The organism is Streptomyces sp. NPDC059582 (assembly GCF_042735715.1).
Lineage (GTDB): Bacteria > Actinomycetota > Actinomycetes > Streptomycetales > Streptomycetaceae > Streptomyces.
The window spans coordinates 1-23178 of the sequence record NZ_JBHWCC010000091.1 but is presented as its reverse complement, the minus strand read 5'-3'; the positions used below and the strand labels follow the sequence as shown (position 1 = coordinate 23178).

General features: G+C 70.6%; 21 protein-coding genes. 18 read left to right on the top strand and 3 right to left on the bottom strand.

Translation table 11 applies throughout. From position 1 onward, the window contains the following. Positions 1 to 50: 50 nt before the first annotated feature. Entirely contained in the window at positions 51 to 1280 is a 1230-nt protein-coding gene (locus ACFV0T_RS40750; RefSeq protein WP_385790383.1) for a DUF349 domain-containing protein, read from the bottom strand. 142 nt (positions 1281 to 1422) lie between these two features. Next, positions 1423 to 2241 (bottom strand): peptidylprolyl isomerase, encoded by an 819-nt coding sequence (locus tag ACFV0T_RS40745; RefSeq protein WP_385790381.1) that lies wholly within the window; start codon positions 2239 to 2241, stop codon positions 1423 to 1425. 168 nt (positions 2242 to 2409) lie between these two features. On the opposite strand from ACFV0T_RS40745, the gene ACFV0T_RS40740 reads away from it, so the two are divergent. The 5 genes from ACFV0T_RS40740 to rpsD all read left to right on the top strand — a co-directional run bounded on the left by ACFV0T_RS40740 (position 2410) and on the right by rpsD (position 7609). Beyond that, on the top strand, positions 2410 to 3120 hold the full coding sequence (locus ACFV0T_RS40740) for an MBL fold metallo-hydrolase (RefSeq protein WP_385790379.1): 711 nt from the start codon (positions 2410 to 2412) through the stop codon (positions 3118 to 3120). A gap of 10 nt (positions 3121 to 3130) precedes the next feature. After that, positions 3131 to 4393 carry a histidine--tRNA ligase gene (gene hisS / locus ACFV0T_RS40735; RefSeq protein WP_385790377.1) on the top strand — a complete coding sequence of 421 codons (1263 nt, stop codon included), beginning with the start codon at positions 3131 to 3133 and terminating at the stop codon, positions 4391 to 4393. A 215-nt stretch (positions 4394 to 4608) separates the two neighbouring features. Next, positions 4609 to 5265, top strand: coding sequence for a vitamin K epoxide reductase family protein (locus ACFV0T_RS40730; protein ID WP_385790375.1), 657 nt, complete (start codon positions 4609 to 4611; stop codon positions 5263 to 5265). A 43-nt stretch (positions 5266 to 5308) separates the two neighbouring features. Continuing rightward, positions 5309 to 6664 carry a replication-associated recombination protein A gene (locus tag ACFV0T_RS40725; RefSeq protein WP_385790373.1) on the top strand — a complete coding sequence of 452 codons (1356 nt, stop codon included), beginning with the start codon at positions 5309 to 5311 and terminating at the stop codon, positions 6662 to 6664. Positions 6665 to 6994: 330 nt separating this feature from the next. Further along, positions 6995 to 7609: a 30S ribosomal protein S4 gene (gene rpsD, locus ACFV0T_RS40720; RefSeq protein WP_054233962.1), complete on the top strand. Its 615-nt coding sequence runs from the start codon at positions 6995 to 6997 to the stop codon at positions 7607 to 7609. Between the two features lie 21 nt (positions 7610 to 7630). On the opposite strand, the gene ACFV0T_RS40715 is transcribed toward rpsD, so the two are convergent. Beyond that, the gene (locus ACFV0T_RS40715; RefSeq protein WP_385790371.1) at positions 7631 to 9805 is read right to left on the bottom strand and encodes an ATP-binding protein; all 2175 of its coding nucleotides are present in this window, start codon (positions 9803 to 9805) and stop codon (positions 7631 to 7633) included. Between the two features lie 160 nt (positions 9806 to 9965). Here ACFV0T_RS40715 and ACFV0T_RS40710 point away from each other — a divergent pair, with 160 nt between their 5' ends. The 13 genes from ACFV0T_RS40710 (at position 9966) to nusB (ending at position 23112) form a co-directional block, all read left to right on the top strand. Next, positions 9966 to 10415, top strand: a complete 450-nt coding sequence (locus tag ACFV0T_RS40710; protein WP_385790369.1) for a DUF948 domain-containing protein — start codon at positions 9966 to 9968, stop codon at positions 10413 to 10415. Between the two features lie 7 nt (positions 10416 to 10422). Then, positions 10423 to 10767 carry a hypothetical protein gene (locus tag ACFV0T_RS40705; protein ID WP_385790367.1) on the top strand — a complete coding sequence of 115 codons (345 nt, stop codon included), beginning with the start codon at positions 10423 to 10425 and terminating at the stop codon, positions 10765 to 10767. After that, positions 10767 to 13439, top strand: a complete 2673-nt coding sequence (alaS, locus tag ACFV0T_RS40700) for an alanine--tRNA ligase (protein WP_385790365.1) — start codon at positions 10767 to 10769, stop codon at positions 13437 to 13439. The genes ACFV0T_RS40705 and alaS overlap by 1 nt, the downstream gene beginning before the upstream one ends. Before the next feature lie 36 nt (positions 13440 to 13475). After that, positions 13476 to 13940 carry a Holliday junction resolvase RuvX gene (gene ruvX / locus ACFV0T_RS40695; protein ID WP_385790363.1) on the top strand — a complete coding sequence of 155 codons (465 nt, stop codon included), beginning with the start codon at positions 13476 to 13478 and terminating at the stop codon, positions 13938 to 13940. 123 nt (positions 13941 to 14063) lie between these two features. Beyond that, positions 14064 to 15824 carry an endolytic transglycosylase MltG gene (mltG, locus tag ACFV0T_RS40690; protein WP_385790361.1) on the top strand — a complete coding sequence of 587 codons (1761 nt, stop codon included), beginning with the start codon at positions 14064 to 14066 and terminating at the stop codon, positions 15822 to 15824. Continuing rightward, the gene (locus tag ACFV0T_RS40685; RefSeq protein ID WP_385790359.1) at positions 15805 to 16644 is read left to right on the top strand and encodes a shikimate dehydrogenase; all 840 of its coding nucleotides are present in this window, start codon (positions 15805 to 15807) and stop codon (positions 16642 to 16644) included. Before mltG ends, ACFV0T_RS40685 begins: the two co-directional genes overlap by 20 nt. A 291-nt stretch (positions 16645 to 16935) precedes the next feature. Beyond that, positions 16936 to 18120 carry a chorismate synthase gene (gene aroC / locus ACFV0T_RS40680; protein ID WP_385790357.1) on the top strand — a complete coding sequence of 395 codons (1185 nt, stop codon included), beginning with the start codon at positions 16936 to 16938 and terminating at the stop codon, positions 18118 to 18120. Further along, a complete protein-coding gene (locus tag ACFV0T_RS40675; protein WP_385790355.1) occupies positions 18117 to 18632 on the top strand; it encodes a shikimate kinase in 516 nt (171 codons plus the stop codon). Before aroC ends, ACFV0T_RS40675 begins: the two co-directional genes overlap by 4 nt. Beyond that, a complete protein-coding gene (gene aroB / locus ACFV0T_RS40670) occupies positions 18629 to 19720 on the top strand; it encodes a 3-dehydroquinate synthase (RefSeq protein WP_385790353.1) in 1092 nt (363 codons plus the stop codon). Before ACFV0T_RS40675 ends, aroB begins: the two co-directional genes overlap by 4 nt. 197 nt (positions 19721 to 19917) lie before the next feature. Then, positions 19918 to 20814, top strand: a complete 897-nt coding sequence (locus tag ACFV0T_RS40665; protein WP_385790351.1) for a Pro-rich N-terminal domain-containing protein — start codon at positions 19918 to 19920, stop codon at positions 20812 to 20814. Positions 20815 to 20914: 100 nt separating this feature from the next. Beyond that, entirely contained in the window at positions 20915 to 22021 is a 1107-nt protein-coding gene (locus ACFV0T_RS40660) for an aminopeptidase P family protein (protein WP_385790349.1), read from the top strand. Between the two features lie 87 nt (positions 22022 to 22108). Beyond that, complete coding sequence (gene efp / locus ACFV0T_RS40655; protein WP_385790347.1) at positions 22109 to 22675, top strand: elongation factor P; 567 nt, start codon at positions 22109 to 22111, stop codon at positions 22673 to 22675. 2 nt (positions 22676 to 22677) lie between these two features. Then, positions 22678 to 23112: a transcription antitermination factor NusB gene (gene nusB, locus ACFV0T_RS40650; RefSeq protein WP_385790345.1), complete on the top strand. Its 435-nt coding sequence runs from the start codon at positions 22678 to 22680 to the stop codon at positions 23110 to 23112. The last annotated feature ends 66 nt before the right edge of the window (positions 23113 to 23178 follow it).

Sequence of the window (23178 nt, the reverse complement as noted above, 5' to 3'; positions counted from 1 at the left end):
CCCGTACACCGCGTACGGGGGCCTCTCGCGTGCGTGGGAGCGGGCGGCTGTCAGCCGCCGAACTCGTGCAGACCCTTCAGCGCCTGGTCCAGGAGCGCCTGGCGGCCCTCCAGCTCCCGCCCGAGCTTCTCCGCCTTGGCGGTGTTGCCCTGGGCGTTCGCCTGGTCGATCTGACCGCGCAGCTTGTCGACGGCGGCCTGGAGCTGGCCGGTCAGCCCCTCGGCACGCGCGCGTGCCTCCGGGTTGGTCCGGCGCCACTCGGACTCCTCGGCCTCCTGGATGGCCCGCTCGACGGCGTGCATCCGGCCCTCGACCTTCGGCCGCGCGTCCCGCGGGACGTGGCCGATGGCCTCCCAGCGCTCGTTGATCGAGCGGAAGCCGGCCCGCGCCGCCTTCAGGTCCGTGACCGGCAGGAGCTTCTCGGCGTCCTCCGCCAGCTCCTCCTTGAGCTTCAGGTTCTCCGTCTGCTCGGCGTCCCGCTCGGCGAACACCCCGCTGCGGGCGGCGAAGAAGACGTCCTGGGCGCCGCGGAAGCGGTTCCACAGGTCGTCCTCGTGCTCGCGCTGGGCGCGGCCCGCGGCCTTCCACTCCGACATCAGATCGCGGTACCGCGCGGCCGTCGGGCCCCAGTCGGTCGACGCGGACAGCGCCTCGGCCTCGGCGACCAGCCGCTCCTTGGTCCGGCGAGCCTCCTCGCGCTGGGCGTCCAGCTGCGCGAAGTGCGCCTTGCGGCGCTTGGAGAACGCCGATCGCGCGTGCGAGAAGCGGTGCCACAGCTCGTCGTCCGACTTGCGGTCGAGCCGCGGCAGTCCCTTCCAGGTGTCCACCAGGGAGCGCAGCCGCTCACCGGCGGCCCGCCACTGGTCGGACTGCGCGAGCTCCTCCGCCTCGGTGACCAGCGCCTCCTTGGAGTGCCGTGCCTCGTCGGACTGCTTGGCGCGCTGCTGCTTGCGCTCCTCGCGCCGCGACTCGACCGTCGCCACCAGCTTGTCCAGCCGGCCCCGCAGTGCCTCCAGGTCGCCGACGGCGTGGTGCGCGTCGATCTGCTCGCGCAGATGGCCGATGGCCGTCTGCGCGTCCTTGGCGGACAGGTCGGTGGTCTGGACTCGCTTCTCGAGGAGGCCGATCTCGACAACCAGGCCTTCGTACTTGCGCTCGAAGTAGGCCAGCGCCTCGTCAGGAGAGCCGGCCTGCCAGGAACCGACGACCTGCTCGCCGTCGGCCGTACGCACGTACACGGTCCCCGTCTCGTCGACGCGGCCCCACGGGTCGCTGCTCACAGCGCCTCCTCCACATGATGCCTGCGGGGGCCTCGGCTCCCCCGGCATCGTCCACAGTTTCGTCACGGCCAACATAGGCGACCAGCGGGTTGCCTGTCCGCATCCAGCGCCACCGAAATTTCGGAGCTGGCCGTGCTGGTCATCAGGATTTCGCGACGGTCGCCTTGTCGATGACAACGGTCGCGTTGGGGGCCCCGTCACCGGCCCCCGTGCTCTCGCCCGCGGCGGCGATCTTCTTCAGCACCTTCATGCCCGAATCGGAAACGGTGCCGAACGGTGTGTAGCTGGGCGGGAGCTGACTGTCCTGGTAGACGAGGAAGAACTGGCTGCCGCCGGTGTGCGCCTGCCCGGTGTTGGCCATCGCGATGGTGCCCGCCGGGTAGACGTTGTTCTTGAGGCTGGTGTCCTTCAGGTTCTCGTCCGGAATCGTGTAGCCGGGACCGCCGCTGCCGCTGCCCGTCGGGTCGCCGCACTGAAGCACGTAGATGCCGTTGGTGGTGAGCCGATGGCACTTGGTGTGGTCGAAGTAGCCCTTGCCCGCGAGGAAGTCGAACGAGTTCACCGTGTGCGGGGCCGCCGACGCCTTCAGCGCGATGTCAATGTCACCGCACGTGGTGGCGAGCTTCATCGTGTACTTCGCCGACTTGTCGATCGTGACCGCCGGCTCCTTCTTCCAGTTCTGCGTCTTGACCTTGCCCTCGGCCGGCTTCTCGCACGGGTCCTTCGCCACGCTCGGGCTGGGGGACGCGGTCGCGCTGGCGCTCGCGTTCGCCTTGTCGTCGTCCCCCTTGAGGACGCCGGTGGTGTACAGCGCGAGGCTGCCGATGACGATCACGCCGAGCACGGACGCGATCACCGAGTTGCGTACGCGCGACTTGAGCCTGGCAGCGGTACGCCGCTGCTGCTGCCGCAAGAACTTCTCCCGGGCGAGCTGGCGCCGCCGCTGTTCCTGGGTGACCACGGGGTTTTCTCCTCATGCGTCTCGTACGTCGACAGGGACGCGTGCGTCTGGTGTGCCGACCGCCTGCGTGTGCCCCGTACCGTATATGGGTTCGCTGAGGAATCGGCAGCGCCGGTAGGCTTCTGACCACTGCCGTAGTCGCCCGTATCGACACAACGAAGGACGATCGTGCTCATTGCCGGGTTCCCAGCCGGGGCTTGGGGGACGAACTGTTATCTGGTCGCCCCGGCCGCCGGCGAGGAGTGCGTGATCATCGACCCGGGCCACCAGGCGGCCCCCGGAGTCGAGGAAGCGCTCAGGAAGCACCGGCTCAAGCCGGTCGCCGTCGTCCTCACCCACGGCCACATCGACCACGTGGCCTCGGTCGTCCCGGTGTGCGGCGCGCACGACGTACCGGCCTGGATCCACCCCGCGGACCGCTACATGATGAGCGACCCGGAGAAGGCTCTCGGCCGTTCCATCGGGATGCCGTTGATGGGCGAGCTGACCGTGGGGGAGCCGGACGACGTCAAGGAGCTGACCGACGGCGCGCGGCTGGAACTGGCGGGTCTGGAGCTGTCCGTCGCGCACGCGCCCGGCCATACCAAGGGGTCGGTGACCTTCCGGATGCCCGAGACCGCCGACATCCCGTCGGTCTTCTTCTCCGGGGATCTGCTGTTCGCCGGCTCCATCGGACGCACCGACCTGCCCGGCGGTGACATGGCCGAGATGCTCGACTCGCTGGCCCGCGTGTGCCTGCCGCTCGACGACTCGACCGTGGTGCTGTCCGGCCACGGCTCCCAGACGACCATCGGCCAGGAGCGCGCCACCAACCCGTATCTGCGGCAGGTGGCGGCGGGCCCGGGAGCGCGCGCCGACGCTCCCCGACGAGGAATGTGACGAGACTTCCGTGAGCACCTTCAAGGCCCCCAAGGGCACCTACGACCTGACCCCGCCGGACTCCGCCACGTACCTGGCGGTGCGCGAGGCGATCGCCGCCCCGCTGCGCAACTCCGGCTACGGCTACATCGAGACGCCCGGCTTCGAGAACGTGGAGCTGTTCGCGCGCGGTGTCGGTGAGTCCACCGACATCGTGACGAAGGAGATGTACGCCTTCGAGACCAAGGGCGGCGACCGGCTCGCCCTGCGCCCCGAGGGCACCGCGTCCGTGCTCCGCGCCGCCCTGGAGGCCAACCTCCACAAGAGCGGCAACCTGCCCGTCAAGCTCTGGTACTCCGGCTCGTACTACCGCTACGAGCGCCCCCAGAAGGGCCGTTACCGCCACTTTTCGCAGGTCGGCGCCGAGGCGATCGGTGCCGAGGACCCGGCCCTGGACGCCGAACTGATCATCCTGGCCGACCAGGCGTACCGCTCACTGGGCCTGCGCGAGTTCCGGATCCTCCTCAACAGCCTGGGCGACAAGGAGTGCCGCCCGGTGTACCGGGAAGCCCTCCAGACCTTCCTGCGGGGCCTGGACCTGGACGAGGAGACCCTGCGCCGCGCGGACATCAACCCGCTGCGCGTCCTGGACGACAAGCGCCCTGACGTCCAGAAGCAGCTGACCGGGGCCCCGCTGCTGCGGGACTACCTCTGCGACGCCTGCAAGGCGTACCACGAGGAGGTCCGCGAGCTGATCACGGCGGCGGGCGTGGCCTTCGAGGACGATCCGAAGCTGGTGCGCGGCCTGGACTACTACACCCGCACGACCTTCGAGTTCGTCCACGACGGTCTGGGCTCCCAGTCCGCGGTGGGCGGCGGCGGCCGCTACGACGGCCTGTCCGAGATGATCGGCGGCCCCGCGCTGCCCTCCGTCGGCTGGGCCCTGGGCGTCGACCGCACGGTCCTCGCCCTGGAGGCGGAGGGTGTCGAACTCGCGCTCCCCGCGTCCACCAGCGTGTTCGCGGTCCCGCTGGGCGAGGAGGCCCGGCGGATCCTCTTCGCGAAGGTCACCGAACTGCGCAAGGTCGGCATCGCTGCCGACTTCTCCTACGGCCACAAGGGCCTCAAGGGCGCCATGAAGAACGCCAACCGCAGCGGCGCCCGCTACACGCTCGTCGCCGGCGAGCGCGACCTCGCCGAGGGCGTCGTCCAGCTCAAGGACATGGAGTCCGGCGAGCAGTCGGCGATCGGCGTGAACGAGATCGTGGCGGAGCTGGAGTCCCGGCTCGGCTGAGGACCTGTCCTGGTCATTCGTACGGGTGGAACGGGCGCCGGGGGCCACAGCGGCCGCCGGCGCCCTCGCCGCAGGCGCAGGCTGTCCGGAACCGGACGTGCGGGGCCGCCCGCCCGCACTTCCTTATCCGGAGCGAACGGTGAGCAGGTGTGCCGGTGCGGCACAATGGCCCCAGCCCGCAGAAGGTCCTCCTCTCAAGTGACGGAATCGGCGTGATGAGCAAGACGACAGTCAAAGACGTCTCCACCGAGCCCGGGCCGGAGCGCGCGGGGTCCGCTCCGCGCACGGTGGGCGGCAGCCGCGCTCTCGGCGTCCTGCTGCTGGTCACCGGCGCGGCCGGACTGCTCGCCGCGTGGGTCATCACGATCGACAAGTTCAAGCTGCTCGAGGCCAAGGTCGCCGGGACGACGTTCACGCCCGGGTGCAGCCTGAACCCGGTGGTCTCCTGCGGCAGCGTGATGGAGAGCAAGCAGGCAGCCGCCTTCGGCTTCCCCAACCCGATGCTCGGTCTCGTCTGCTACGGCATCGTGATCTGTGTCGGCATGAGCCTGCTCGGCCGCGCCCGCTTCCCGCGCTGGTACTGGCTGACCTTCAACTTCGGCACCCTCTTCGGCGTGGCGTTCTGCACCTGGCTCCAGTTCCAGTCCCTGTACCGGATCAACGCGCTGTGCCTGTGGTGCTCCCTGGCCTGGGTCGCCACGATCGTCATGTTCTGGTACGTGACCTCGTTCAACATCCGCAACGACCTCCTGCCGGCCCCGCGCTGGCTGAAGAGCTTCTTCGGCGAGTTCACCTGGGTCGTGCCCGTGCTGCACATCGGCATCATCGGCATGCTGGTGCTGACCCGCTGGTGGGAGTTCTGGACCAGCTGACGGGCCGGGGGGATTGTCGGTGCGGTGATTTAGGGTTTCCAGGGTGGAGCCCGATCTGTTCACCGCCGCCGCCGAAGACCGCCAGGAGAAGGACCCCGCCGGGAGTCCCCTGGCGGTCCGGATGCGCCCGCGCACCCTCGACGAGGTCGTGGGCCAGCAGCATCTGCTCAAGCCGGGCTCGCCCCTGCGCCGCCTGGTCGGAGAGGGCGCCGGCGGACCGGCGGGACCGTCCTCGGTGATCCTCTGGGGCCCGCCCGGCACCGGCAAGACGACCCTGGCGTACGTCGTCTCCAAGGCCACCGACAAGCGGTTCGTGGAGCTGTCGGCGATCACCGCGGGCGTCAAGGAGGTCCGCGCGGTCATCGACGGCGCCCGCCGCGCCACCGGTGGGTACGGCAAGGAGACCGTCCTCTTCCTCGACGAGATCCACCGCTTCAGCAAGGCCCAGCAGGACTCCCTGCTCCCGGCGGTCGAGAACCGGTGGGTGACCCTGATCGCCGCGACCACCGAGAACCCCTACTTCTCCGTGATCTCGCCCCTGCTGTCCCGCTCCCTCCTCCTCACCCTCGAACCCCTCACCGACGACGACCTGCGCGGCCTGGTCCGCCGGGCCCTGAGCGACGGACGCGGACTCAAGGACGCGGTCACCCTCCCCGAGGACACCGAGGACCATCTCCTGCGCATCGCCGGCGGGGACGCCCGTCGTGCCCTGACCGCCCTGGAGGCCGCCGCCGGCGCCGCCCTCGACCAGGGTGAGCGGGAGATCGCGCTGACGACGCTGGAGGAGACCGTCGACCGCGCCGCCGTGAAGTACGACCGCGACGGCGACCAGCACTACGACGTGGCCAGCGCCCTGATCAAGTCGATCCGCGGCTCCGACGTCGACGCCGCCCTGCACTATCTGGCCCGGATGATCGAGGCCGGCGAGGACCCTCGCTTCATCGCCCGCCGGCTGATGATCTCCGCCAGCGAGGACATCGGCCTGGCCGACCCCAACGCCCTGCCGATCGCGGTCGCCGCCGCCCAGGCCGTCGCCATGATCGGTTTTCCGGAGGCCGCCCTCACCCTCAGCCACGCCACCATCGCGCTGGCCCTGGCCCCCAAGTCCAACGCCGCGACCACGGCGATCGGCGCCGCCCTGGAGGATGTACGCAAGGGACTGGCGGGACCCGTCCCGCCGCATCTGCGGGACGGGCACTACAAGGGCGCCGCCAAGCTGGGGCACGCGCAGGGCTACGTGTATCCGCACGACCTGCCCGAGGGCATCGCGGCCCAGCAGTACGCGCCGGACGCCATCAAGGACCGCGCCTACTACACACCGACCCGGCACGGCGGCGAGGCGCGTTACGCGGACGCGGTCGAGTGGACGAGGAAGCACCTCGGTCGCAAGGGGTCCTGAGCACCCTGTAGAATCCCTCGAAGCGCTGAGTCCCGTGTCCGGCCTGTCGCAAGACGGAGTCGGCACCACCAGAACGGGACATCCAGCCGGAACCCCGGCCCGCACGGCGGGGATTCCAGGAGCGTCGCGCACCGTCGAAGGTGTCGCGGGCAGCCCACCACCATCCGGATTCCCGGAACAGGTCGGTGGGCCACTCGCGTGCTGCACGTATGTGCCCAGACCAGGGAGCGGCTGCCCGGCTCGTCCGCAGGGACGTGGCGGGTTTCCCAGGCTGCGGATGCGACCTCCCTTAACTCTGGTGAGCCGAAATCCAGGAAAGAGAAGAACACAGTGGCGAATCAGTCCCGCCCCAAGGTCAAGAAGTCGCGTGCCCTCGGCATCGCGCTGACCCCGAAGGCCGTCAAGTACTTCGAGGCCCGCCCCTACCCGCCGGGTGAGCACGGCCGCGGCCGCAAGCAGAACTCGGACTACAAGGTCCGTCTGCTCGAGAAGCAGCGTCTGCGCGCGCAGTACGACGTGTCCGAGCGTCAGCTCGTCCGCGCCTACGAGCGTGCCTCCAAGGTCCAGGGCAAGACCGGTGAGGCCCTGATCATCGAGCTCGAGCGCCGTCTCGACGCGCTGGTCCTGCGTTCGGGCATCGCCCGCACGATCTACCAGGCCCGTCAGATGGTCGTGCACGGCCACATCGAGGTCAACGGCCAGAAGGTCGACAAGCCCTCGTTCCGCGTCCGTCCCGACGACGTCGTGATGGTCCGCGAGCGCAGCCGCAGCAAGACGCTGTTCGAGGTCTCGCGTGCGGGTGGCTTCGCCCCCGACGGCGAGACCCCGCGCTACCTCCAGGTGAACCTCCCGGCCCTGGCGTTCCGCCTGGACCGTGAGCCGAACCGCAAGGAGATCCCGGTGATCTGCGACGAGCAGCTCGTCGTCGAGTACTACGCCCGCTGATCACCAGCCGGGTGTAGCACCTCAGCCCGCCGTCTCCCCGCCCTTCCGGGTGGGCGAGGCGGCGGGTTCGCGCATCTGGGCGGCACCGCGTGCGTGCCGGAGCGGCCCGCGCGGCCCGGGCAGACCCTCCGGCGACCGCGTCCGGCCCCGTCCCAGCGCCCGCGCCACCGCCGTCTCCCGCCCCAGCTCCGCCCCCTGCCGTACGCACTCCTCGTACCGCTCGTCGCCCAGGCGCTCCCGGGCCGTCGCCTCGCACTGTTCGTGCGGGGCGTTGTAGTACGCCGAGCCGAACAGCCGCAGCCCCACCGAGGGCCACATGTCCGCCGCGGCCCCCTGCAGCACCGCGGCCTCCGCCGCGTCGCCCTCCGCGGCCGTGACCAGGGCCAGCAGTTCCATCACCAGCACCGAGCCGAGCAGGTCGTGGAACGTGTGCGCGCTGGCCAGACAGTCCGTCAGCAGCGCGCGGGCGGTGACGAGGTCACCCTCCCGCCAGGCCGCGTACGCCAGGACGTACAGCGCGTACGAACGCGTCCACCGCTCCCCGTGGTCCTCGCACACCTGCCGGACGTCCTCGCAGAGCGTCACCGCGTCCCGCAGATCACCCTGGAACGCCCGGGTCATGGCCAGCTCGACCTGGCTCATCAGGACGTTGCTGTTGAGCTCGCCGATCGCCCGGTAGCGCGTGAGCGCCGAGCGCAGCAGGGTCTCCGCGCGAGCCATGTCGTCCGTGACCAGGGCCAGACAGCCGGCGCGATGCTCCGCGTACGCCAGCGCGGTCGGGCTGGCGACGCGCTCCGCCTCCTCCCGACACTCCTGGAGCGCCGCCAGCGCGTGCACCGAGTCGCCCTGGAGGATCGCGACATAGCCGAGCACCCACAGGGCCTTCAGCCGCGAACGCTCGTTGGCCGTCCGGTCGGCGTCCAGCTCGACGCTCCGCTCCAGCCAGCGCCGCCCCTCCGACAGCCGGCCGCAGCCGGCCCAGTAGAACCACAGGGAGCCCGCCAGATACTGGCCCAGATGCGCCTCGTCCGGCTCGGTCAGGCAGTACTCCAGGGCACGGCGCAGGTTCGGCAGCTCCGTCTCGACGCGGGCGGCCACCTCGTTCTGCCGGGGCGAGAACCAGTCCAGCTCGCACCAGGTGGCCAGGCCCATGTACCAGTCGCGGTGCCGTCGCCGCAGCCTGGTCGCGTCGCCCATGGCCTCCAGCCAGTCGGCGCCGTACGCCCGCAGCGTGGCCAGCATGCGGTAGCGCACACCCGTCGGGGTGTCCTCCCGGGCCACCACGGACTGGGCGAGGAGCTCCGACAGGACGTCGAGGACGTCGTCGGCGTCCAGGCCGTTCCCGCTGCACACGTACTCGGCGGCCGCCAGGTCGAACCGCCCGGCGAACACCGACAGCCGCGCCCACAGCAGCCGTTCCCCCGGCGTACACAGCTCATGGCTCCAGCCGATCGCCGTACGCAGGGTCTGATGGCGCGGGAGAGCGTCCCGCGCGCCACCGGTCAGCAGCCGGAACCGGTCGTCGAACCGGTCCAGCAGCTGTCCGGGGGACAGCGCCCGCAGCCGCCCCGCCGCCAGCTCGATCGCCAGGGGGATCCCGTCCAGGCGCCGGCACAGCTCCCGTACCTCCCCGTCGTCGGTGACCGTCAGCCCCTGCCGGGCGGCCCGCTCGACGAACAGCTCCACCGCCGCGTCCTCGTCCAGTGGTGCCAGCGGGAAGAGACGCTCGCCCGCCACCCCGAGCGGTCTGCGGCCCGCGGCGAGGACCGTCAGGCCCGGCAGCTGCCGCAGCAGGTCGCCCACCAGCGTGGCGCAGGCCTCCACGAGATGCTCGAACCCGTCCAGGACCAGCAGGAGTTGACGCCCGGCGAGCCGGGCGAGCAGCGTCTCGTGCGGGGGCCGCGTGGTGTGGTCGGTCAGTCCCAGGGCCTCCACGACCGCGTACGCCACGAACTCCGGATCGCGCAGCGGTGCCAGCTCCACCCGCCACACCCCGTCGTCCGGCGCCCGCCGCGCCGCCGCCCGGGCCACCAGGCGCGACTTGCCGACACCGCCGGCCCCGGTCACCGTCACCAGCCGTGCGGCGTCGAGCGCCCCGGCGAGTCCGGCGAGTTCGCCGGCCCGCCCCACGAACGGGTCGGTCTCCAGGGGAAGGTTGCCGTCCGACGGGCGGTCCTCACGCTGCTGATCTCGCATGGCACACGGAGCGTACTGAGTCGTGTTCATTCCGTACAATCGCCCTGCGCGACTCCGGTGGGCACGGGCGGTAATCCGGTACGGAGCGGCACGCCCGGCGCGATAGGCTCGGTGCACGACTTTTTCGATGCAGAGGCACGTTTCAGGGAGCGGGTGCGCAGTGTCCGGTGGAGAGGTGGCCGGGATCCTGGTGGCCGTCTTCTGGGCGATCCTGGTCTCCTTCCTCGCCGTTGCACTGGTGAGGCTGGCCCAGACGCTCAGGGCGACCACCAAGCTTGTGGCGGACGTGACCGAGCAGGCCGTCCCGCTGCTGGCGGACGCCTCCTCGGCGGTGCGCTCGGCGCAGACCCAGATCGACCGGGTCGACTCGATCGCCTCGGACGTCCAGGAGGTGACGTCGAACGCGTCGGCGCTGTCGACGACGGTCGCGTCCACCTTCGGCGGCCCCCTGGTGAAGGTCGCCGCCTTCGGCTACGGCGTCCGCCGGGCCCTCGGCGGCCGACGCGACGACGACGTGCCCGCCAAGGCGCCCCGGCGTACCGTGATCGTGGGCCGCACCGTCCCGGCCGCGCGGCGCGAGAGGCGCAACGCCCGCGGAAAGAAGGACTGACCGAGCGATGTTCCGCCGTACGTTCTGGTTCACCACGGGTGTCGCCGCCGGTGTGTGGGCCACCACCAAAGTCAACCGCAAGCTGAAGCAGCTGACCCCCGAGAGCCTCGCCGCGACCGCGGCGAACAAGGCGGTCGAGGCCGGCCACCGGCTCAAGGACCGCGCGGTGGGCTTCGCGCTCGATGTCCGCCACAACATGGCGCAGCGGGAGGCGGAACTGGGGGAGGCTCTGGGGATCCACGAGAACCCCGAACTCGCCGCTCCCCGGAGCTTCGTCGCCATCGAGAACCGCAACAACCCGAAGTACGTCGAGAGGTCGACGTACTCGTACAACCGGAATGAGGACCACTGATGGAGTCGGCTGAGATCCGCCGCCGCTGGCTGAGCTTCTTCGAGGAGCGCGGGCACACCGTCGTCCCTTCGGCGTCGCTCATCGCGGACGACCCGACTCTGCTCCTGGTCCCGGCCGGCATGGTGCCGTTCAAGCCCTACTTCCTGGGTGAGGTCAAGCCGCCGTTCGCGCGCGCCACCAGTGTGCAGAAGTGCGTGCGCACGCCCGACATCGAAGAGGTCGGAAAGACCACCCGCCACGGCACGTTCTTCCAGATGTGCGGCAACTTCTCTTTCGGTGACTACTTCAAGGAAGGCGCCATCAAGTACGCCTGGGAGATGCTCACCAGCTCCCAGGACAAGGGTGGTTACGGCCTGGAGCCGGAGAAGCTCTGGATCACCGTCTACCAGGACGACGACGAGGCCGAGCGGATCTGGCGCGACGTCGTCGGCGTGCCCGCCGAGCGCATCCAGCGCCTGGGCATGAAGGACAACTACTGGTCCATGGGCGTGCCCGGCCCGTGCGGCCCCTGTTCCGAGATCAACTACGACCGCGGTCCCGACTTCGGCGTCGAGGGCGGCCCCGCCGTCAACGACGAGCGGTACGTGGAGATCTGGAACCTCGTCTTCATGCAGTACGAGCGGGGCGAGGGCATCGGCAAGGACAACTTCGAGATCCTCGGGGACCTGCCGAGCAAGAACATCGACACGGGCCTCGGCCTGGAACGCCTCGCCATGATTCTGCAGGGCGTGCAGAACATGTACGAGATCGACACCTCCATGGCCGTCATCAGGAAGGCCACCGAGCTGACCGGTGTCGAGTACGGCGCGTCGCACGACTCCGACGTCTCCCTGCGCGTGGTCACCGACCACATGCGGACGTCCGTGATGCTGATCGGCGACGGCGTGACCCCCGGCAACGAGGGCCGCGGTTACGTGCTGCGCCGCATCATGCGCCGCGCCATCCGCAACATGCGGCTGCTGGGCGCCACCGGTCCGGTCGTCAAGGACCTCATCGACGTCGTGATCGAGATGATGGGCCAGCAGTACCCGGAGCTCGTCACCGACCGGCAGCGCATCGAGACCGTGGCCCTCGCCGAGGAGGCCGCCTTCCTCAAGACACTGAAGGCCGGCACGAACATCCTCGACACGGCCATCACCGACACCAAGGAGTCCGGCGGCACGGTGCTCGCCGGCGACAAGGCCTTCCTGCTCCACGACACCTGGGGCTTCCCGATCGACCTCACCCTCGAAATGGCCGCCGAGCAGGGGCTTTCGGTGGACGAGGACGGTTTCCGGCGGCTGATGAAGGAGCAGCGGGACAAGGCCAAGGCCGACGCCCAGGCCAAGAAGACGGGCCACGCCGACCTCGGCGCCTACCGTCAGATCGCCGACGCCGCCGGTGAGACCGAGTTCATCGGCTACGACCGGACCGACGGCGAGTCGCGCATCGTCGGCATCCTGGTCGACGGTGTCTCCTCGCCCGCCGCCACCGAGGGCGACGAGGTCGAGATCGTCCTCGACCGCACCCCGTTCTACGCCGAGGGCGGCGGCCAGATCGGTGACACCGGCCGTATCAAGGTCGACACCGGTGCCGTCATCGAGATCCGCGACTGCCAGAAGCCCGTCCCGGGTGTGTACGTCCACAAGGGCGTCGTCCAGGTCGGCGAGGTCACCGTCGGTGCCCAGGCCCAGGCCACCATCGACTCCCGTCGCCGGACGGCCATCGCCCGCGCCCACTCGGCCACGCACCTCACCCACCAGGCCCTGCGCGACGCTCTCGGCCCGACGGCCGCCCAGGCCGGTTCCGAGAACCAGCCCGGCCGCTTCCGCTTCGACTTCGGGTCCCCCTCGGCCGTTCCGACGACCGTCATGACCGACGTCGAGCAGAAGATCAACGAGGTGCTCGCCCGTGACCTGGACGTGCACGCGGAGATCCTGAGCCTCGACGAGGCCAAGAAGCAGGGCGCCATCGCCGAGTTCGGCGAGAAGTACGGCGAGCGCGTCCGCGTCGTGACCATCGGCGACTTCTCCAAGGAGCTGTGCGGCGGCACGCATGTGCACAACACCTCCCAGCTCGGCCTGGTCAAGCTGCTCGGCGAGTCCTCGATCGGCTCCGGCGTACGGCGTATCGAGGCTCTGGTGGGCGTCGACGCCTACAACTTCCTCGCCCGCGAGCACACGGTCGTCGCCCAGCTCCAGGAGCTGATCAAGGGTCGTCCCGAGGAGCTCCCGGAGAAGGTCTCCGTCATGCTCGGCAAGCTCAAGGACGCCGAGAAGGAGATCGAGAAGTTCCGCGCCGAGAAGGTGCTCCAGGCCGCCGCCGGTCTCGCCGAGTCCGCCAAGGACGTCCACGGTGTGGCGGTCGTCACCGGCCAGGTGCCGGACGGCACGGCCCCGGACGACCTGCGCAGGCTGGTGCTCGACGTGCGGGGCCGCATCCAGGGCGGCCGGGCCGTCGTGGTGGCGCTGTTCACGGTCAACAACGGCAAGCCGCTGACGGTCATCGCCACCAACGACGCGGCCCGCGAGCGTGGCCTCAAGGCCGGTGAGCTGGTCCGCACGGCCGCCAAGACCCTCGGCGGCGGCGGTGGCGGCAAGCCGGACGTCGCCCAGGGCGGTGGCCAGAACCCGGCCGCCGTCGGTGAGGCGGTCGAGGCCGTCGAGCGGCTGGTCGCCGAGACCGCGAAGTAAGAGACGGTCAAGAGGAAGTAAGAGACGGTCAAGAGGATGAGAAGAGGACGTCGGCTCGCGATCGACGTCGGGGACGCCCGGATCGGGGTCGCCTCGTGCGACCCCGACGGGATCCTCGCCACCCCGGTGGAGACCGTCCCCGGCCGGGACGTCCCGGCGGCTCAGCGCAGGCTGAAGCAGCTCGTCGAGGAGTACGAACCGATCGAGGTCGTCGTCGGGCTCCCACGCTCCCTCAAGGGGGGCGAGGGCCCGGCCGCGATCAAGGTCCGCGGCTTCGTCCAGGAGCTCGCCCGGGGGATCGCCCCCGTCGCGGTCCGGCTCGTCGACGAGCGGATGACCACGGTGACGGCGACTCAGGGACTGCGGGCCTCGGGTGTGAAATCCAAGAAGGGCCGGTCGGTCATCGATCAGGCCGCCGCTGTGATCATCCTTCAGCAGGCGTTGGAATCCGAACGGGTGTCAGGTAAACCACCCGGCGAGGGCGTCGAAGTGGTCATCTGATCGCGATACGGTAACGTTCCGCGCGATGCGGCGGTGTTCGAACAGTCGACGCACAGCAAAAGAGGCGGAACGTCAACCGGCCCGCAAGCCGCATGATCGCCGCCTCGCGGCTCTAGGGGATCGATGACTGAGTATGGCCGGGGCCCAGGCTCCGAACCGTGGCATCCGGAGGACCCGTTGTACGGGGACGGCGGATGGGAAGGGCAGCAGGCCCAAGCGGGTCTTCAGTCTGCCTACGGCGGCCAGCAGCAGCACTATCCGCAGCAGCCGCAGCAGCCGCAGCAGCCGCAGCAGCAGGAGTACGGCGACTGGGGCAGCGGTCACCAGCAGGTCGCCTACGGCCAGGCGCAGCAGTACGACCAGCAGCAGTACCCGGACCAGTCGCAGCAGCAGTACCCCGGCCAGTCGCAGCAGCAGTACCAGCAGTACGACCAGCAGCAGCAACACCAGCAACAACAACAGCAGCAGCAACAGCAGTACCAGCAGGGCGGCTGGGACGGCACCGGCACGCACGCGCACGTCCCCTACGCCGCCGACCCGGGTGATCCCTACGGTCAGCAGGCCGTGGCCTACGGCGCCGAACAGCCCGACTTCTACGGCACCCCCGAGGCGTACCCCCCGCCCGAGCCGCCCAGTCGTCGGCGCGCCGAGCCGGAACCCAAGGTCGACTGGGATCCAGGCCCCGACCAGGGCGAACACGCCTTCTTCGCGGCCGGTGGCGACGAGGACGATGACGGCGACGACGAGGCGGACAGCCGGCGCGGCCGTGGCGACAAGCGGGGCAAAGGCGGTGGCACGGGCAAGAAGCGTCGTAACGGCTGTGCCTGCCTGGTCGTCGTGCTGGTGTTCGGCGGCGGCCTCGCCGGGGTCGGCTATTTCGGCTACCAGTTCTACCAAAATCGTTTCGGCACGGCGCCGGACTACGCGGGCGACGGAATCGCCGAGACGGTGAGCGTCGAGATCCCCAAAGGCGCCGGCGGCTACGACATCGGCCGCAAGCTGAAGGACGCGGGCGTCGTGAAGAGCGTCGACGCCTTCGTCTCCGCGCAGCAGCAGAATCCCAAGGGGAACGCGATTCAGGCGGGCGCGTACATCCTGAAGAAGGAGATGTCCGCGGAAAGCGCTGTCGCGATGATGCTCGACCCGAAGAGCCAGGCCAATGTCATGGTCACTCCGGGTCAGCGCAACGTGTCCGTCTACACCTCGATCGACAAGAAGCTCGGCCTTTCCACCGGCAGCACCAGGAAAGTCGCCGAGAAGGAATTCAAGAGCCTCGGCGTGCCGAGCTGGGCGAACAGCAACAAGGACATCAAGGACCCGCTGGAGGGCTTCCTCTTCCCGGGCACCTATCCCGCGGCCAAGGGCATGAAGCCCGAGGCGGTCCTGAAGCAGATGGTCACGCAGGCCAATGAGATCTACGGGAAGTACGACCTCTCCGCCAAGGCCAAGGCGTTCGACCTGGACAACCCGCTCCAGGTCATCACGGTCGCCAGCCTCGTCCAGGCCGAGGGCAAGACGCACGACGACTTCCGCAAGATGGCCGAGGTGATCTACAACCGCCTCAAGCCGACGAACACCGAGACCAACCGCCTGCTCCAGTTCGACTCGACCTTCAACTACCTGAAGAACGAGAGCAACATCCACATCAGCGAGTCCGAGATCAACAGCAACAAGGACCCGTACAACACTTACACCAACAAGGGTCTGCCGCCCGGTCCCATCGGCAACCCTGGCGAGGAAGCGCTGAAGGCGGCGCTGAATCCGACCGACGAGGGCTGGATCTACTTCGTGGCGACCGACGGTCAGAGCAACACCGAATTCGCGAAGACCTACGACGAATTCCAGCGACTCAAGGAAAAGTTCGATGCCAGTACGGGCAACTGACGCCCGCCGGGCCGCCGTACTCGGTTCGCCCATCGCCCACTCCCTCTCGCCGGTGCTGCACCGCACCGCGTACGCGGAGCTGGGGCTCGTCGACCGGACGTACGACCGGTTCGACGTCGACGAGGCCGCCCTGCCCGCGTTCTTCGCGGAGCTCGGGCCGGAGTGGGCGGGGCTGTCGCTGACCATGCCGCTGAAGCGAGCGGTCATCCCGCTGCTGGACGAGATCAGCGACACGGCGGCCTCGGTCGAGGCCGTCAACACGGTCGTGTTCACCGACGACGGCCGCCGCCTCGGCGACAACACCGACATTCCCGGCATGGTCGCCGCGCTGCGCGAGCGGGGCGTCGCACAGGTCGACAGCGCGGCCGTCCTCGGCGCGGGCGCCACCGCCTCCTCGGCGCTGGCCGCGCTGGCCCGCGTCTGCACCGGCGAGGTCGTCGCCTACGTCCGCAGCGCGGCGCGGGCCGCCGAGATGCGGCGGTGGGGCGAGCGGCTCGAGGTGGACGTCCGTACCGCCGACTGGGCGGACGCGGCCGAGGCCCTGCACTTCCCGCTGGTCGTCGCCACCACCCCGGCCGGTACCACGGACGCCCTCGCCGCGGCCGTGCCCGAGCGGCCCACCACCCTCTTCGACGTCCTCTACGACCCCTGGCCCACCACCCTGGCGGCCCGCTGGTCGATGTACGGCGGGGCCGTCGTCAGCGGCCTGGACCTGCTGGTCCACCAGGCGGTGCTCCAGGTCGAGCAGATGACGGGTCGCGCCCCGGCACCCGTGGAGGCCATGCGCAAGGCGGGCGAGCACGCCCTGGCGGCCCGCTGAGCGTGTCGCACGTCGCGTCGCTCGGCGCTCTCTTCGGCGTTCCGCCGAGAGCGCGGTGACGGATCCGACGGCCTTCGGTCGCCGGTCGTGCGGTTCTCCGCGCACCTGAGGGGACCGGGCACCGCGGCGGACCTCGGCGGTCCGCCTGATGGACCGGCTGCCGGGTTCGGCTCGCGGACGTGGGAGGATCGGAGGTGGCGGGCCGGGGCCGCGCACCTGGTCGCGCCGTCGCCGTACGCGAGGACGCGCGTACGCAGGGCAGTACGAGGGCGCGAGCACTGAGGAGCACCGTTGAGCAGGCTGCGTTGGCTGACCGCGGGGGAGTCCCACGGTCCTGCACTCGTCGCGACGCTGGAGGGTCTTCCCGCCGGCGTCCCGATCACCACGGACATGGTGGCGGACCATCTGGCGAGGCGGCGGCTGGGCTATGGCCGCGGTGCACGGATGAAGTTCGAGCGGGACGAGGTCACCTTCCTCGGCGGCGTCCGGCACGGCCTCACCATGGGCTCCCCGGTCGCGGTCATGGTGGGCAACACCGAGTGGCCCAAGTGGGACAAGGTCATGGCGGCCGACCCCGTGGACCCGGCGGAGCTCGCCGAACTCGCCCGCAACGCGCCGCTGACCCGGCCGCGCCCCGGCCACGCCGACCTGGCCGGCATGCAGAAGTACGGCTTCGACGAGGCCCGGCCGATCCTGGAGCGGGCCTCCGCCCGCGAGACCGCGGCGCGCGTCGCGCTCGGCGCCGTCGCCCGGTCGTACCTGAAGGAGACGGCCGGCATCGAGATCGTCTCGCACGTCGTGGAGCTGGCCGCCGCCAAGGCGCCCTACGGCGTCGTCCCGACCCCCGCCGATGTCGAGAAGCTCGACGCCGACCCGGTGCGCTGCCTGGACGCGGACGCGTCGAAGGCGATGGTCGCGGAGATCGACCAGGCCCACAAGGACGGCGACACCCTCGGCGGAGTGGTCGAGGTGCTCGCGTACGGCGTGCCGGTGGGCCTCGGCTCGCACGTGCACTGGGACCGCCGGCTGGACGCGCGCCTGGCCGCCGCCCTCATGGGCATCCAGGCGATCAAGGGCGTCGAGGTCGGCGACGGCTTCGACCTGGCCCGGGTGCCCGGCTCGAAGGCGCACGACGAGATCCTCACCACCGGCGACGGCATCAAGCGGGCCACCGGCCGCTCCGGCGGCACCGAGGGCGGCCTGACCACCGGTGAGCTGCTGCGGGTGCGCGCCGCCATGAAGCCCATCGCGACCGTGCCGCGCGCCCTGCAGACCGTGGACGTCGCCACCGGCGAGGCCGCCCAGGCCCACCACCAGCGCTCCGACGTGTGCGCGGTCCCCGCGGCCGGCATCGTCGCCGAGGCGATGGTCGCGCTGGTGCTGGCGGACGCGGTGGCGGAGAAGTTCGGCGGCGACAGCGTCGCCGAGACCCGTCGCAACGTGCGGTCGTACCTCGACAACCTGCACATCCGATGAGCGGGCCGCTGGTCGTCCTGGTCGGGCCGATGGGGGTGGGCAAGTCCACCGTCGGCCGGCTGCTCGCCGAGCGGCTCGGCGTCGCCTACCGCGACAGCGACGACGACATCGTCGAAGCACAGGGGCGGAGCATCGCCGAGATCTTCGTCGACGAGGGCGAGGCCGCCTTCCGGGAGATCGAGAAGGAGTCCGTGCGGCGGGCGCTGGCCGTGCACGACGGCATCCTGGCGCTCGGCGGCGGCGCGGTGCTCGACGCCGACACGCGCGGGCTGCTGGCCGGGCTGCCTGTGGTCTATCTCTCGATGGACGTCGAGGAGGCCGTCAAGCGCACCGGCCTCAACACGGCCCGCCCGCTGCTCGCGGTGAACCCGCGCAAGCAGTGGCGCGAGCTCATGGAGGCCCGCCGCCACCTGTACGAGGAGATCGCCACGGCCGTCGTGGCGACGGACGGCCGTACCCCCGAAGAGGTCACCCGAGCCGCCCTGGACGCACTGGAGTTGAAGGAAGCATGAGCGAGTCTGTGACGCGGATCCAGGTCGGCGGCAGCGCGGGCTCCGCGCCGTACGAGGTCCTGGTCGGGCGTCAGCTGCTGGGCGAGCTCGGCGGACTGATCGGCGACAAGGCACGCAGGGTCGCGATCATCCATCCCGAGGCGCTGGCCGAGACCGGCGACGCCCTGCGGGCCGACCTGGCCGAGCAGGGCTTCGAGGCCGTCGCGATCCAGGTGCCCAACGCGGAGGAGGCCAAGACCGCCGAGGTCGCCGCCTACTGCTGGAAGGCGCTCGGCCAGTCCGGGTTCACCCGCACCGACGTGGTCGTGGGCGTCGGTGGCGGTGCCACCACGGACCTCGCCGGGTTCGTCGCCGCGACCTGGCTGCGCGGGGTGCGCTGGATCGCCGTCCCGACCACCGTGCTCGGCATGGTGGACGCGGCCGTCGGCGGCAAGACCGGCATCAACACAGCCGAGGGCAAGAACCTCGTCGGCGCCTTCCACCCGCCGGCCGGCGTGCTGTGCGACCTGGCGGCGCTGGACTCGCTCCCGGTCAACGACTACGTCTCCGGACTCGCCGAGATCATCAAGGCCGGTTTCATCGCCGACCCGGTGATCCTGGAGCTCATCGAGTCCGACCCCGAGGCCGCCCGCACCCCCGCGGGCCCGCACACCGCCGAGCTCATCGAGCGTTCCATCAAGGTCAAGGCCGACGTCGTGTCGTCCGACCTGAAGGAGTCGGGGCTGCGCGAGGTCCTCAACTACGGGCACACCCTCGCGCACGCCATCGAGAAGAACGAGCGCTACAAGTGGCGCCACGGCGCGGCCGTCTCGGTCGGCATGCACTTCGCCGCCGAACTGGGCCGGCTGGCCGGCCGCCTCGACGACGCCACGGCCGACCGGCACCGCGCGGTCCTGGAGTCGGTGGGTCTGCCGCTGCACTACCGCTACGACCAGTGGCCCAAGCTGCTGGAGGCCATGAAGGTCGACAAGAAGTCCCGCGGCAACCTGCTGCGCTTCATCGTCCTCGACGGACTGGCCAAGCCGACCGTCCTGGAGGGACCCGACCCGGCGGTACTGCTCGCCGCGTACGGCGAAGTGGGCGAGTAAGTCCCGCGGCGCCCCGTCCGCCCGATTCTCTTTGCACGCCGGGCACTTCGGACCGCCCCCGGCCGTTCACCAAACGGCAGCCGAGGGCGGTACCGTTCGGACGGGGGTACCTCTCACGCCCTTTAGGCTGTGGGGGGAGAGCGGGGTTTGCACCCCTTGCCATCGCCTATTGCCTGTACGAGACGGAGTGGCACCGGATGCAGCACGCAGTGGGTTCTCCGCTGCCGCCGCCCCACCAGCCGGGGCACGGTCCGGCGGCCGGCTGGTCGCCGCCCGCGCAGCACCAGGGACCGCATCAACCGGGCGTACACCAGGGGCCCGCCCCAGTGCCGCCGCCTCCTCCCGCACCGGGATTCGCCGGCGGGTCGGCGTCGGGGCCGGTGCCTCCCGTCCCGCACGCGCCGCCGCACGTGGTGCCGCAGCACTCCCCGGCCCCGCCGGCCGCGGACACCACCGGCCATGTCCCGCTGCCGCCCGGCGGCCCGGTCGCCATGCCCAGCGTGCCGCCCACCGCCACGACCGCCCCCGATCCGACGACCACCACCCTCGCGGTGCTGCTCATCGGCCCCGCGGGCGCGGGCAAGACCAGCGTCGCCAAGTTCTGGGCCGACCACCGTCGCGTGCCCACCGCGCACATCAGCCTCGACGACGTACGCGAATGGGTCCGCTCCGGCTTCGCCGACCCGCAGTCGGGGTGGAACGACAACTCCGAGGCGCAGTACCGCCTGGCCCGCCGCACCTGCGGCTTCGCCGCGCGCAACTTCCTCGCCAACGGCATCTCGTGCATTCTCGACGACGCCGTCTTCCCCGACCGGCCGGTCGTGGGACTCGGCGGCTGGAAGCGGCACGTGGGGCCCGGCCTGCTCCCGGTGGTCCTGCTGCCGGGCCTGGACATCGTCCTGGAGCGCAACGCGGAGCGCAGCGGCAACCGCCGCCTCACCGACGAGGAGGTCGCCCGTATCCACGGTCGCATGGCCGGCTGGTACGGCTCGGGCCTTCCGATCATCGACAACTCCCAGCTGGACGTACCGGCGACGGCACGTGTCCTGGACGACGTCCTGGCCCGTTCGATCGCCAGCCCGCCGCAGTGGTGACCGGAGTGCCCCGGAGCCGGTAGGGGGAGTTCCCCGATCGTCGCCGCCCACTCGGCCCTCCCGACCGGCGGGATCGCGCCCCCGCTCGTAGGCTCGGCTCATGTCAGAGGTGTACGCGGCCCGCCGGACGCGGCTAAGGGAGCGTTGCAACGCGAGTGGCAGCGCGGCGGCGCTGATCTCCCGAGCCGCCAATGTGCGCTACCTCGCGGGCGCCGCCCCGCTGGGTGCCGTCCTGCTGCTGGGAAAGCGCGAGGACCTGCTGGTCTGCACCGCCCCGCCGGACGAGCGGCCCTCGGAGGGCCGGCCCGACGAGGCGCTGCGCGTGCACGTCCTGTCCGGGCCGGGCGCCGATCCGGCCGTCGCCGCCGCCGACCTCGTCACGGCCCAGGACGCCGACTCCCTCGCCGTCGAGGAACACCACCTCACCGTGGCCCGGCACCGAGCCATCCGCTCGGTCGCCCCCCGGCTGCGCCTCGCGGACCTGGGCGGCGCGGTCGAACAGCTCAGGGTGGTCAAGGACGAGGAGGAGATCTCCTGCCTCCGGATCGGCGCGGAGATCGCCGATCAGGCGCTCGGCGAGCTGCTGGAGTCCATCCTCGTCGGGCGCACCGAACGCCACCTCGCCCTCGAACTGGAGCGGCGCCTCGTCGACCACGGTGCCGACGGCCCCGCCTTCGCGACCTCCGTCGCCACCGGCCCGAACTCCGGTCGGCGCACCCACGCGCCCACCGACCGCAGGGTCGAGGAGGGGGATTTCCTGTCGGTGTGCCTGGGCGCCACGTACCACGGCTACCGCTGCGAGATCGGTCGCACCTTCGTCATCGGCACCTCGCCCGCCGACTGGCAGATCGAGCTGTACGACCTCGTCTTCGCCGCCCAGCGGGCCGGCCGGGAGTCCCTGGTGCCGGGCGCGGCCTACCGTGACGTGGACCGCGCCGCCCGCCATGTACTGGGCTCCGCGGGGTACCGCGAGGGCCTCTCACCGCTCACCGGGCACGGCGTCGGACTCGAAATCGACGAGGACCCGCAGCTGGCCCCCGCGGCCATGGGTAAACTGGACGCTTGCGTGCCGGTCACCGTCGAACCGGGGGTCCACCTCCCGGGACGGGGCGGAGTCCGGATCGATGACACGCTCGTCGTACGCCCCGAGGCGGACGGCGGACCCGAGCTACTCACCATCACGACCAAGGAGCTGCTCGCGCTCTAGCGATCCCGGGGAAGCACGCACTTCCCGGGTGCCGCCGGAGCACGGGCCCCCGGGGTCGTCCACGTCAGTCCAGGAGATTCCGCAACCGTGGCTTCCACGAACGACCTCAAGAACGGCCTGGTGCTCAAGCTCGAAGGCGGCCAGCTCTGGTCCGTCGTCGAGTTCCAGCACGTCAAGCCCGGCAAGGGCCCGGCCTTCGTGCGCACCAAGCTGAAGAACGTGCTCTCCGGCAAGGTCGTCGACAAGACGTTCAACGCCGGTGTCAAGGTCGAGACGGCCACTGTCGACAAGCGCGACATGCAGTTCTCGTACATGGACGGCGAGTACTTCGTCTTCATGGACATGGACACGTACGACCAGCTGATGATCGACCGCAAGACGGTCGGCGACGCGGCCAACTTCCTCATCGAGGGCTTCACGGCCACCGTCGCGCAGCACGAGGGCGAGGTGCTCTTCGTCGACCTGCCGGCCGCCGTCGAGCTGACCATCCAGGAGACCGAGCCCGGTGTCCAGGGCGACCGCTCCACCGGTGGCACCAAGCCCGCCACGCTGGAGACCGGCCACCAGATCCAGGTCCCGCTCTTCATCACCACCGGTGAGAAGATCAAGGTCGACACCCGCACGAGTGACTACCTCGGCCGGGTGAACAGCTAACCGTGGCTGCCCGCAACACGGCCCGCAAGCGCGCCTTCCAGATCCTCTTCGAGGGCGACCAGCGCGGCGCGGACGTCCAGACGGTCCTCGCGGACTGGGTCCGGCTCTCGCGGGCCGACACCCGGCAGCCGCCGGTGAGCGAGTACACGATGGAGCTGGTCGAGGGCTACGCGGAACACGCGCGGCGCATCGACGAGCTGATCGCCCAGTACTCGGTCGGCTGGACGCTCGACCGGATGCCGGTCGTCGACCGCAACATCCTGCGTCTCGGCGCCTACGAGCTGATCTGGGTCGACGCGACTCCGGACGCCGTGGTGCTGGACGAGATGGTGCAGCTGGCGAAGGAGTTCTCCACGGACGAGTCGCCCTCGTTCGTCAACGGCCTGCTCGGCCGTCTGAAGGAGCTGAAGCCCTCGCTGCGTCGCGACGAGGCGTAGCGGGCACCGGAAGGCCGGGAGCTCTTTATAATGAATTAGGGCCGGCAGCGAGTATTGTGTGGGTGT

Bases quoted from the DNA above. Each gene is read 5' to 3' on its own strand.
- ACFV0T_RS40730 (WP_385790375.1), top strand. From the start codon at position 4,609: ATGAGCAAGACGACAGTCAAAGACGTCTCCACCGAGCCCGGGCCGGAG.
- ACFV0T_RS40715 (WP_385790371.1), bottom strand. From the start codon at position 9,805: ATGCGAGATCAGCAGCGTGAGGACCGCCCGTCGGACGGCAACCTTCCC.
- ACFV0T_RS40705 (WP_385790367.1), top strand. From the start codon at position 10,423: ATGTTCCGCCGTACGTTCTGGTTCACCACGGGTGTCGCCGCCGGTGTG.
- alaS (WP_385790365.1), top strand. From the start codon at position 10,767: ATGGAGTCGGCTGAGATCCGCCGCCGCTGGCTGAGCTTCTTCGAGGAG.
- ruvX (WP_385790363.1), top strand. From the start codon at position 13,476: ATGAGAAGAGGACGTCGGCTCGCGATCGACGTCGGGGACGCCCGGATC.
- mltG (WP_385790361.1), top strand. From the start codon at position 14,064: ATGACTGAGTATGGCCGGGGCCCAGGCTCCGAACCGTGGCATCCGGAG.
- ACFV0T_RS40685 (WP_385790359.1), top strand. From the start codon at position 15,805: ATGCCAGTACGGGCAACTGACGCCCGCCGGGCCGCCGTACTCGGTTCG.
- ACFV0T_RS40675 (WP_385790355.1), top strand. From the start codon at position 18,117: ATGAGCGGGCCGCTGGTCGTCCTGGTCGGGCCGATGGGGGTGGGCAAG.
- aroB (WP_385790353.1), top strand. From the start codon at position 18,629: ATGAGCGAGTCTGTGACGCGGATCCAGGTCGGCGGCAGCGCGGGCTCC.
- ACFV0T_RS40665 (WP_385790351.1), top strand. From the start codon at position 19,918: ATGCAGCACGCAGTGGGTTCTCCGCTGCCGCCGCCCCACCAGCCGGGG.
- ACFV0T_RS40660 (WP_385790349.1), top strand. From the start codon at position 20,915: ATGTCAGAGGTGTACGCGGCCCGCCGGACGCGGCTAAGGGAGCGTTGC.